The 10,822-nt window shown below is 41.5% G+C and carries 11 protein-coding genes; 5 read left to right on the forward strand and 6 right to left on the reverse strand.

The genetic code is table 11. The annotated features are described in order from the left end of the window. Positions 1-521: 521 nt before the first annotated feature. Positions 522-1,247: a hypothetical protein gene (locus AB4238_RS20125; protein WP_372035154.1), complete on the reverse strand. Its 726-nt coding sequence runs from the start codon at positions 1,245-1,247 to the stop codon at positions 522-524. A gap of 370 nt (positions 1,248-1,617) precedes the next feature. On the opposite strand from AB4238_RS20125, the gene AB4238_RS20130 reads away from it, so the two are divergent. The 3 genes from AB4238_RS20130 to AB4238_RS20140 are packed head-to-tail and all read left to right on the forward strand — an operon-like array spanning position 1,618 to position 4,321. After that, on the forward strand, positions 1,618-2,592 hold the full coding sequence (locus tag AB4238_RS20130; RefSeq protein WP_372035156.1) for a HAMP domain-containing protein: 975 nt from the start codon (positions 1,618-1,620) through the stop codon (positions 2,590-2,592). Then, positions 2,555-2,965 (forward strand): ATP-binding protein, encoded by a 411-nt coding sequence (locus AB4238_RS20135; protein WP_372035158.1) that lies wholly within the window; start codon positions 2,555-2,557, stop codon positions 2,963-2,965. Before AB4238_RS20130 ends, AB4238_RS20135 begins: the two co-directional genes overlap by 38 nt. Next, the gene (locus tag AB4238_RS20140) at positions 2,966-4,321 is read left to right on the forward strand and encodes a sigma-54-dependent transcriptional regulator (protein ID WP_372035160.1); all 1,356 of its coding nucleotides are present in this window, start codon (positions 2,966-2,968) and stop codon (positions 4,319-4,321) included. It abuts the gene before it with no gap. 73 nt (positions 4,322-4,394) lie between these two features. On the opposite strand, the gene AB4238_RS20145 is transcribed toward AB4238_RS20140, so the two are convergent. Both AB4238_RS20145 and AB4238_RS20150 read right to left on the reverse strand, forming a co-directional pair. Further along, positions 4,395-5,033: a LysE family translocator gene (locus tag AB4238_RS20145; protein WP_372035162.1), complete on the reverse strand. Its 639-nt coding sequence runs from the start codon at positions 5,031-5,033 to the stop codon at positions 4,395-4,397. Positions 5,034-5,224: 191 nt separating this feature from the next. Next, positions 5,225-6,040 carry an AraC family transcriptional regulator gene (locus tag AB4238_RS20150; RefSeq protein ID WP_372035164.1) on the reverse strand — a complete coding sequence of 272 codons (816 nt, stop codon included), beginning with the start codon at positions 6,038-6,040 and terminating at the stop codon, positions 5,225-5,227. A 188-nt stretch (positions 6,041-6,228) separates the two neighbouring features. Here AB4238_RS20150 and nadE point away from each other — a divergent pair, with 188 nt between their 5' ends. Then, a complete protein-coding gene (gene nadE, locus AB4238_RS20155) occupies positions 6,229-7,059 on the forward strand; it encodes an ammonia-dependent NAD(+) synthetase (RefSeq protein WP_372035165.1) in 831 nt (276 codons plus the stop codon). A 36-nt stretch (positions 7,060-7,095) separates the two neighbouring features. On the opposite strand, the gene AB4238_RS20160 is transcribed toward nadE, so the two are convergent. Continuing rightward, positions 7,096-7,569: a DUF6942 family protein gene (locus tag AB4238_RS20160; protein WP_372035167.1), complete on the reverse strand. Its 474-nt coding sequence runs from the start codon at positions 7,567-7,569 to the stop codon at positions 7,096-7,098. Positions 7,570-7,680: 111 nt separating this feature from the next. Between AB4238_RS20160 and AB4238_RS20165 the strand changes: the two genes are divergently transcribed. Further along, entirely contained in the window at positions 7,681-9,120 is a 1,440-nt protein-coding gene (locus tag AB4238_RS20165; protein ID WP_372035170.1) for an alpha/beta hydrolase, read from the forward strand. Here AB4238_RS20165 and AB4238_RS20170 read toward each other — a convergent pair. Then, a complete protein-coding gene (locus AB4238_RS20170) occupies positions 9,110-9,670 on the reverse strand; it encodes a GGDEF domain-containing protein (RefSeq protein ID WP_372035172.1) in 561 nt (186 codons plus the stop codon). The two genes, AB4238_RS20165 and AB4238_RS20170, sit on opposite strands and share 11 nt — an antisense overlap. 6 nt (positions 9,671-9,676) lie before the next feature. Next, on the reverse strand, positions 9,677-10,822 hold a 1,146-nt coding region (locus AB4238_RS20175; protein WP_372035169.1), incomplete at its 5' end, for a cache domain-containing protein.

Raw genomic sequence — 10,822 nt, forward strand, 5'->3', positions numbered from 1 at the left:
TTTAGACAAGTCAGTGGCTTACCGCTAATCGTTATGCTCGGCTCTGACATCCTGCTCCACTCTCGATAATTGCTGCTGCATTATTCTACCTTCGACCACCCTTGGTCTAGTAACTCCTAAACCTGACTGCCAAGGAGGGCCGGAATGTCTTATTTTGTATGAAACAAAATAGACTATTTAGTCGTATATCGAATGGCACATGCGCTGTATTAAGTGATCTCCCCATGCCCTAAATATCAGCTGCACGTTGTGAGCGTCTCATGACTTTCACTGCTACGTTGCATTGTCTCAAAAGGCAATAACCATTTTCTTGCACAACGCGCCTTGAATTGAATGCCCTGACTGAGCATATCCTTAATGGAATGGGTATAAGGTCGTTCTTCGGTGACGAGCCTATTATTGCAATCAATATAAAGATTTGATCGCTCCCCAAGAGTTTGGTCTGCCTGAGTCAAGGTCATGACCTTGAATTCGTTCGTCAAAAACATACTGGGGAGTTCACTTATTGCTTAAAGTAAGGCTTACTTAGCATCTTTGAGTGCCGCGATGAGCTTTTCTCTGTCCTCTTTAGTCAGTTCGCTGTGGTTAATTAAGCTGAGTATATGTTCGGCGTTTTGCTCATCGTCATCATTAATGATAATAAACTGGCCATGGTTGTTACTGTCGCCAAAACGCATCACTTCTAGTGCTGTTATCTGCTCAGTGATAAGCTCAATTTCATCAGACAGAGAGTCAATATGAATTTCAAAGTCTCCTTCGTTTTGCTCGAATAGCTGCTCTAATTCGAGTGCCTTTGCTTCAAGCTCACCAGATTTGGCTTCGATTCTTACCACATGAGCTTCAATTTCTGTGGTTTTACCATCCAGCTCTTGATAGAGTTTCTCAAGCTTTATTTTTATCGTCTTATCTTGCTTGGTATCGATGATAAACACATTGTCTTTAGACGGTTGCTGCATACGAGATAGGGTACGTGTTAGAAAGGCTTGGTCTTCCTTTGGCAGTACAGTTAATTTTTGTTTGATCACTTCTTTATCTTTCAACTCCTGGGCAGTAAAGGCGAGCTGATGTTGCTTGCCATTGGAATTAACTGTCACGTGGGTTATGTCATTTTCATCGGTTTCAATTTCAGTCGTAAACACTTTGTTGTCGGTTTCTGTTATGTCGATCTCTGTTGGTGCTGCAATAGTGCTACTTTGAAAAGCTAAACCGCAGGCTAATAGTGCACATACAAGTAAGTTGTTTTTCATTATTCTTTTCCTTCATTCAATTTTTAAAATTGTGGCTTTAAAGTCGCCATCGATTCGTTTGTTCATTGCAAAGTCGTTATAGCGAGGATCGTGCCAACAGCTTGAAAGGCGATATAGAGAGGTTATTAACTATAAATTTGTAGAGTAAGCCGCTAAAGAACATCAATATTTCCTCATAAGAGCTGATGACTTCCCCATATGAGGATTTTGTTATTAAACGTGATAAGGTTTAAAGCAAATGACAGCCTTTTATATGAGGGTTCAGCTGAGCTCTTTGTTGTTTTAAAGCTGGTATTAAACTTGTATAGCTATAAAGCTGATAAAGAACTTCTGAATACTAAATGTATTAAGACCAGGTAAAGAGTTAACTATGTCTATTAAGCGTTATGTTTTTTTGCTGTTTGGAGCACTTATTTTGATGCTGGCGATTAGTCAGCTTTTTGTGGCTCAGTATTTCAAAACACAGCTTCAACAAGAGTTGGAGCAGAGCTCAAGATCATTATCAAAGAGTTTGGTGAGTGTGGTGATTCAAAAAGCGTCCGATATCGACAGCTGGGAGTTTTCGAGAGCAGAGGATAACGAACTGATTGATACTGAAGATAGCGAGCAATTTGTAATCGAACTTGATGAAGATATCGCAGATTTAGACGTAGAAATAGCTCAACTTGCTCAGTCTCTGGCGCAGATAACTGCTAACGCTGCGCCTACGGCTAAGGGAGATGCCTACCAGAAGCATCAATTGGCGCTGCAAGAGAAAGTGCAAGCTTTGTTAGAGAAAGAGCGCCGAGATATTGAAGGAGAACGAGAAAACCTGCAACAGTTAAAGATAGAGGCGGCTAAGGAGTATCAACAGCGAATTGAAGAAAGCCTTAATAGTTTCGACGTTGACACTGATGAATGGCTCCAGGCTGGAAGAGTCATGATTGTTGAGGGTGATACTGATGATGGAATGGTTATTCGTGAGCAGCGTAGTATTGAATTACCGAGTCAAGGAGCTAATCATCTACTGGAGCGATTTAGTGAATCAGTGCTGCTAGTCATCCTGCTGACAAGTATTATGGCGCTAATATTAGCCTATTGGTTAAGTCATCACGTGACAGAGCCATTAAGTGAATTGGCTCGTGGCCATAAGAAACTAGGTGAAGGTCGTTTTGGCATTCAGCTAAAAGAGCAGGGAGTAAAAGAACTTAAAACGATCATGAGTGGCTTTAACCGCATGAGTCTTGCACTAGAAAGTTGGAAAAGAAAAGAGCAGCAGATGTCACAGCAACAGCATCTAGCAGATCTTGGCCAAATCACTAGGGGAATTGTCCATCTCGGGATTAAAACCCAACGTTATTTTTGATGCTGACAAGGTGGTGGCCGTTCATGGGGCTGAGTCAGAACTTAGAAGCATTGTACATGCAGTATTGATCAATGCTGTTGAAGCAGACGTTAATGGCACGCAGATTAAAATTGAATTGAGTCAAACTGAGAATAATAGAACTATCGTGATTACAGATTGGGGCAAGGGGATCGAAGCGTCAATTAAAACGCAGATGTTCAAACCACATATATCAACCAAAGCTGAAGGTTCCGGGATGGGGATCTACATCGCTAAACGACTCATTGAAAGTCATTATGGTGGCGATATACTTTACAAAGATAACCCAGAGGGCGGCACTATAGCGACTATTTTATTGATCGATTCCTCACCCCATACAGCGGAGAGTAAATAGATGAGTCAACGGCCTTTGCACATTCTTGTGGTGGAAGATGAACCTGATCAGCGCTCATTAATAAGCCAAATGCTAGCAGCAAACAACTATCTCGTTAGTGAAGCTGCAAGTGTAGAGCAAGCTATTTTATCTTTAAAAGAAAGCGTGCCCGATTTGGTTTTTTCCGACTGGAAGTTGGGTCAATTATCTGGCATGGATTTGCTGACTTACGTAAGGCGGGAGCATGCTGATTTAGGCTTTATTATTGCGACAGCCTACGGCACTATCACTCATGCGGTTGATGCGATGCAAGCGGGTGCCGATGACTACCTCTCTAAACCTTATCAACGCCAATCACTGTTTATGGCAATCGAAAAGGTGGCGAAGTCACTTAAACTCAAACAGCATAATAAGCGTTTAGCTTCTGAACTATCTCAGCAACAGGAGCTGGTGGGCTTAGTGGGCAAAGCGCCTTGCATGCAAAAGGTGTATACCCGTGTTCAGCGTGTCAGTGCTACGGATGCAACAGTATTAATTGGTGGTGAAAGTGGCACAGGTAAAGAGCTTGCCGCCAGAGCGTTGTACCAATTATCAACAAGACGAAGTAAACCGTTTATTGCCATAAATTGCGGCGCCATCCCTGAAAGCTTGGCTGAATCTGAGCTATTCGGTGCAGAGAAAGGGGCATTCACCGGCGCTAGCAGTCAAAAAATTGGTAAATTGGAAGCGGCAAACGAGGGCACCATCTTTTTAGATGAAGTAGCAGAGTTGCCTCTACTGCAACAGACTAAATTATTGCGATTTTTACAAGAAGGAGTGATCTCTCGACTAGGGCAAAATAGTGAAATTAAACTTGATGTCAGAGTTATTGCCGCAACACATCGAGATCTCAAAGTTGAAGTTGCAGAAGGACGATTTCGTGAAGATCTATTCTATCGCTTAAATGTGGTGCCAATTGAAATGCCGCCGTTACGTGAAAGACAAGAAGATATTGGCAGATTGATAGAGCACTTTCTAAAAATTCATGGTGGACAATACGGTCTGGAAGCGGTGAGCTTAAGTTCCACCACCATGAAAGCACTGTTAGATTACCCTTGGCCCGGTAATGTGCGTGAGCTATCTAATCGTATTGAGCGTTTTGTATTGCTCGGAGATGAAGAAGAGCTTGTCGCAGAGTTGACTCCGAGTCCAGGTGTTATTGATGCTAAACAGTTTACTCTGCCCGAAACCGGCTTTGAATGGGAGACTTTTGAAAAGGATTGTTTGTTGCAAGCGATGCAACGTCATAAGGGTAATCGTACTCGCGCAGCAAAGCAGTTAGGTCTGTCTTATAAAGCATTTCTATACCGTTTGGAAAAATACCAGCTAACTGATTGAAGATAAGCCAGGTGATAGCGCTAATTACTGAGTGCACAAATAGGAATGTGGCACTCAGTAATTATTGCGATTTTTATAAAATGACTCCTGATATGATTACTAATGCGACGCTAATAAATACAAAGCCCGTTAGCAAGTTTATTATTGGTGTCGCTTGCTTTAGCTTAATCTGTATTCGGGGTTTGGTGAGCACCATAGCAATAAAGCTAAACCACATCATAGAAAGAGTGAACAGTAATATTGCGGCAACGCTTTTAGTCAGTAATGACACTTGCGGTGTGATGAGTGTTGAAAACAGGGTGATAAAAAACACTAATGCTTTAGGGTTTAATAGATTGGTGTAAAGCCCTTGTAGGAAGCCGTTTTTAACACTCAAACCTTCGCTTTGCTGTGCCTTCTCTAAGGCAACAGGATCGCGCCAATGTGAGAGAGCTGCGCGCGCAGCGCCAATCCCCATCCAGGCAAGGTAAGTAGCGCCAATAAGTTGCACTAGTATAAATAATTGCTCAGAGCTATGAATGATCAAGCTCAATCCTGTCAGACTAAGAAGAGTGTGGGCGAGGATTGCTACAGAGATCCCTGCAGCTGATGCAATCGCCACTGCTCTGTTTTCTTGAGTCGATAGTTTGACGACCAACGCAAAGTCTGGGCCTGGGCTAGCTAAAGCAATCGTGTGGATCACTGCGAGAGAAATGAGTAATTGAACATCCATAAATAGTTTAAATCTCAATTTTAAGAAAGGGAGGTATCATTGTTAACCCTTATTATTACTTACTATCGGTAATATTGATTGTAAAAAATTGCAGTGGCTGCAATTGCCATTGTTTAACTGAATCCCTTGGGGGAAATAGTTGTGGATATTGCTTGGAGCAGAGGTGATATATAAGGTGCCTTAGACTCGCATTATGTCTGGCGTTGAAACAACGCCGGGGTTGTTAAATAGGCATGTTTAAAGGCTTTATTGAAATGACTTTGGTCAAAAAATCCAACTTGATGAGCAGTATCACTGACGCTGCTTCCACTTAAAAGCGCCTTCTTAGCATACTCTAATCGCATCCGTTTTAAGTATGCATGGGGAGTCATACCGGTAGCACTTTTAAATTGCCTTAAAAACTGAAACTTACTCAGTGCGACAGTATTAGCAAGAGACGCCAGATCAAAATTAGCACCTATATCATCGTGAAACAGCGATTTTATTGTCTCTAACTGCGCTGCTGATAAACGGTAATGCTTAGGCTGCGTTAAAGATGCTTCGTTGTTCCTGGTGAATAACTCAGTCATAAAAGCCATTAGCATGGTTTCAGCTTGTAAGGAACTGACGTAGTCATTAGCAAGGGTTAACTGGTTATGTACCATGAGAAAATAACGATACAATTCGCTATCAGGGTAGAGTGGTTGATTAAAGAATAGTGGTTGTTTAAATTCTGCTTCAAGGTTTTTTACATAGTGAAGTGGCAAAGACATGACATGCGCCCTGTAGCCACTGTCTAAAAAACTAAAACCATTATGGCTTTCATCTGGGTTTAAGGTCGATATTTGCTGAGGGCTCAAACGATAACTCGATCCCTTATGGCGATATTCCTGGCAACCGTAATCAACGACACCAAGATGGTAATCTAGGTGTACGTGCTGATCGAATACAAAATTGTTGAAGTAAGCTTTGCTAAGCTCCATCTCTTTAACAATTTGTGGGTGCCAATATTTAATCGTGTCTTGCATGCCAATGTTTACTGATAGGAACGATAAATTCAGTCTATCTTAGCTGTGAACCCTAGGACTAGTAAATAATTGCAAGCTAAAGAGGAGTTGTTGCATATTCAAGTTAATATAGCCGTGTATTGTTATGTTATTTCGATCATAATAGTTGAGTTTCTTAGTTAACAACTGATGTCATTGGAGTTTATTACGTGAAAGGACAGATTTTAAGGGAAATGAAAGTACTCAAAGCAATTGACCCTGCTTTTGAAGTACAAAGACGAGTCGCATTTATTAAAGCCAAACTTAAGCAATCAAGCACTCAATCAGTCGTGTTGGGGATAAGTGGTGGCGTAGACTCCTCTCTAGCTGGGCGTTTGTGCCAATTGGCTGTCGAAGAACTTAATGCTGACACCGGTGACTCTGGTTATCAATTTATTGCGGTGCGTTTACCGTATGACATCCAAAAAGACGAAGATGAAGCGCAGCTAGCCTGTCAATTTATTAAGCCTTCTAAACAGGTGACCGTGAATATAAAAGAGGGCGTCAACGGAGTCCATTCTGAGACGCTAACGGCAATAGAAGCCGCTGGAATCGCGTTACCTAATACTGATAAAATTGATTTTGTGAAAGGTAATGTTAAAGCAAGAATGCGTATGGTCGCTCAATACGAGATTGCAGGGCTTGTTGCTGGATTAGTTGTTGGTACTGATCATAGCGCAGAAAATATCACTGGTTTCTATACTAAATGGGGTGATGGCGCTTGTGACTTGGCACCTTTATTTGGCTTGAATAAACGTCAAGTTCGCACTCTTGCAAAGTTTTTAGGTGCACCAGACATATTAGTTGATAAGGCACCGACGGCAGATCTTGAAGAGGGACAGCCTCAGCTTGAAGATGAAATTGCACTTGGCTTGACCTATGACCAGATTGATGACTTTCTTGAAGGGAAAGAAGTCAGTGATGCTGTTAATGATCGCTTAGTGAATATCTACCGTATGACGCAACATAAACGTGATGCAATTCCGACTATCTACGATTAATATTCTGCTCGATTAAAAAGTGCCCATTGGCGCTTTTTAATCGGATGTCGCGTTTAGTGGAGCAAGACCCAAAGCCAGTCTTAATAAATCGATCTGTGTATTGGGAAACTGCCGATAGTCTAAATAGGGGCATAAATAAATATTTTGATCTGGATGCTTTAACAAGCTTGGCCCCTGCAAGCCAATAGCTATAAATTCTGTACTATCTAGATTTAAAACGTCCGCACTTTCTTTACCACAAATAATGTGTCGCTGTGCCACATTACTCAGGTTGTTAGCGCCTATAGCAATTGATTCATCACACTTTAATAGATACTGATCACGGTATTGTCGCCAATCTTTATCATTGACTACAATTTTAGCCATGATGGTCAAAATTTTGCGCCAATGGTTACCATTCAACTCGACTAAAGCTTGAGTTGCACCGGGAGCTAAGTGGTGCCACTTTTCTGGGAGTTTTGGTGGCGTAGGCAGGTAAAAGCACGTATTAGCGTGTTCAGTTCCAATCATAATATTGTCTATTTGTTTACAACTAAAAACAGTGTAAGTTAAAGTTATTGGCCAGTATTCTACTCACTATATCTTTTTATACCAACAACTTATTAATGAGCTCTATTGATGATGAAATCCATTGTAATTGGATCGGCAAAGCATTTAGCATTTGCACTCTTTTACTCCTCTATTGGAACCAGTATTGCCTTAATTGCAGCCGCTGTATGGTATTTAAACTCCCGTCCAGACCTCGACCTATGGCATACCACAGAGCTAGAGGCACAATATCGGCAACAGCCGAGTATTGCTAGTTTCAATGACTACTTGCTATTAGAGGATAAATTGTTTGCGGAAGTTGAAGATACGGTGACATCCCAAACCAAGTCTGAATCTTTATTGGTGCTTAATCGTTATGTTTCGGGAAGTTATTCAGATCCAAAAAAATGGCCTCAAAATTGGAATAGAAGCTTTGAGTGGAAAAATGAACAAGCTGATTACGGTATTTTGTTGTTGCATGGTATGTCAGACTCTCCCTACGCGATGCAACATTTCGCTAAACACTATAAAGAGACTGCGCATGTCCTAGGGCTAAGACTTCCTGGCCATGGCACCTTGCCGTCTGGGCTTGTTGATGTAACTTGGCAAGATATGGCTGCTGCAGTATCTATAGCGACTAAACACTTGAAACTGGTGATGCAAAATAAACCACTTTATGTGGTTGGCTTTTCAACTGGCGCAGCGCTTGCGCTTAATCATGAGCTTGAGAAGATTACTGAAGGGGAAAGTGGAGATTTTTCAGGGTTAGTATTCCTATCGCCAGCCATAGGGCTCCCGCCTGTGGCAGTTGGGGCAAAATGGCAATCGAGGCTCGGTCATCTATTAGGGCTTGATAAGCTAAGTTGGAATAGTATTCAGACTGAGTATGACCCATTCAAATACAGTTCTTTTGCAGTGAATGCTGGAGATGTGGTGTATCAACTTGCTAGGCGTAATGTTGAGTTAATCTCGCAATTGGACCGTGATGCGAAAGCCCGAATTGCGCCGATATTAACGTTCCAATCTTTAACTGATGACACCGTTGATAGCATGGCTGTGGTCAATGACCTGTACCTGCAATTACCGAATAAGCAGCATGAATTAGTGATGTTTGATATTAACCGAACTCAAGTAAACCTAAGCTTAATCGAGACGGATCCGTTATCAACCTATGCAGATTTTATGGGGTCGACTGAGCTAAATTTCAACTTTACTTTGATAGAGAATACTGGTGAAGATGAAGGAGAAGTTCAGGCCAGAACTATAGCCTCCAATCACGATATTGTAGCGATTAATGAACAATGGCCTAAACAAGTTTACTCACTTTCACATATCGCACTACCGTTTCCGAAAACAGATGAGTTATACGGCCCGCTAAAAACGCCGTTAAGACAAAGAATTCAAATAGGGGCTGGAGCCTCTAAAGGTGAACGCGGCGTGCTCAGTGTGCCTCCAAGTGAAATACTGCGGCAAAAGTGGAATCCATTTTTTGGCTTTATGCTTGAAAAAATGGATACAATAATTACCGATTAACCTTGTTGTTATTATCTTTTAAAGTGGTAAATACTAACTTATTTCGGCCGCTGTTTTTTGCTTGGTACAAGTTCAAATCAGCTTGTTTAATCCAGTCTTCTAACAAAGCACTATAAGTGCCGTTAGCGATGACGGCACCAATACTGGCAGTAACACTAAACTCAGTTTTGTCGTCTGGGTTGTGAATAATGACTTGTGAAAGCCTCTGCCTAAAACTGTCGAGATGAGATTCAATTTTTAGTGCATTACAAAGCGGCATAATGATGAGGAACTCTTCTCCACCGTAACGTACGATAATATCGCCATCACGCTTAAAGTCTTTTTCAAGAAGCTTAGCAACTGTATTAAGCGTCTGATCACCACCTAAATGTCCATAGGTGTCATTAATGCCCTTAAACCTATCCAAATCAAGGATAGCAATTGCAATCACTTCATCGCTTCTTTGGCAGCTTTCTTGAACCAATGGAAATTGTTCTTCAGCATAGCGACGATTATAGAGTCCTGTGAGAGGATCTCTCTCTGCTAATGACTTTAACTTTTGATTCGCCAGCTCTAGCTAAAACGTTCTTAAAGATACTTTTTCCTCCAATTCCAACTGATAGCCAATAAGCTGGCTCTTGCTTTGCTTTAGTCGTTTATAGAGAGAGTAGATCTCTTTTGGTGAGTCCTCATCAATGTCATAGTCACTGTTGTCATTCTTATTTGAAGTGCTGAACTTTCTGGCGATTTTCTCAAGTGGGCGGGTTAGTCTGCCACTAATGATACGTGTGATCAGAAAAATGACCAGCAGTGAAATGGCGAGAATCGCAAAAGTAGCAATATACATTTGCTCGACAAGCATGACTAAAGGTCTAAAAGGATTGAGAACATAAAGAGTCCATCCGATATCGAGATCATAAGCTGCGTATACATATTCAGGTGACATGTTAGCTTTGTCATGGATATTCAAGGTGGGTAATAGACTAGTATCAAGAGCATTATCCTTTGAGTAGCTAAAATTACTCAGTGGTTGAATAGTGAGCTCTGGTGAAGAGAAGACAACTCGGTTCTGTCTGTCAACAAGTACAATATACTGATCTCTATATAGCTTATTAGTTCTGTCTATTTCCTTAAATCGTTCGAGGTCTAGAGACCCTTCAATGATGCCAATAGGCTGGTAGGCATTCTGTGGTGAATAGAGGGGGGCGCTAATGGCGACGATGGGATCATTGCCAAAGCCTCGGCCTAAAAAAACGGGTGATATATAAGAATTTTGATTTACGAATGCCTCAATAAAATAGTCTCTATCTGACACATCTAAGTCTGCAGACTTATCTGCACCATTGAGCAATGATACGGGGCTAGCACTCTCTATCATGCCTCGATCATCGGCGATTAGCATCGTTATGTATCCGGGGTACTGCTGGTGTAATTTCGAAAGTGCCGTTTGTTGTTGCTCGATGCTCGTTTCACTCAAACTTAACCAATTTGCGGCACTATTTAATACTTGTGCGTGAGTGTCAATATGGGCCTGAGTCAGGTTTCCAATGTGGTGAGCAGATTCATTAATATTCTCGCTCAATAGTTGCTGATGACGGTTGATAAACTGGTTGTTAAATAACAATGCCGCAAATAGAAGTGCTAAAAAGATCACTAGTGTAAATGCCAGGGCGAGATCGCGAACAAATTTTAGCCATTCAAATGGGCAAAGCTTTTCAATTTG

Origin of the sequence: Shewanella sp. 10N.286.45.A1, from assembly GCF_041470405.1 — a bacterium.
Classification (GTDB): domain Bacteria; phylum Pseudomonadota; class Gammaproteobacteria; order Enterobacterales; family Shewanellaceae; genus Shewanella.

Excerpts from the sequence above, each read along its gene's own strand:
- AB4238_RS20165 (WP_372035170.1), top strand. The coding sequence starts at position 7,681 with ATGAAATCCATTGTAATTGGATCGGCAAAGCATTTAGCATTTGCACTC.
- AB4238_RS20125 (WP_372035154.1), bottom strand. The coding sequence starts at position 1,247 with ATGAAAAACAACTTACTTGTATGTGCACTATTAGCCTGCGGTTTAGCT.
- AB4238_RS20130 (WP_372035156.1), top strand. The coding sequence starts at position 1,618 with ATGTCTATTAAGCGTTATGTTTTTTTGCTGTTTGGAGCACTTATTTTG.
- AB4238_RS20150 (WP_372035164.1), bottom strand. The coding sequence starts at position 6,040 with ATGCAAGACACGATTAAATATTGGCACCCACAAATTGTTAAAGAGATG.
- AB4238_RS20160 (WP_372035167.1), bottom strand. The coding sequence starts at position 7,569 with ATGATTGGAACTGAACACGCTAATACGTGCTTTTACCTGCCTACGCCA.
- AB4238_RS20145 (WP_372035162.1), bottom strand. The coding sequence starts at position 5,033 with ATGGATGTTCAATTACTCATTTCTCTCGCAGTGATCCACACGATTGCT.
- AB4238_RS20140 (WP_372035160.1), top strand. The coding sequence starts at position 2,966 with ATGAGTCAACGGCCTTTGCACATTCTTGTGGTGGAAGATGAACCTGAT.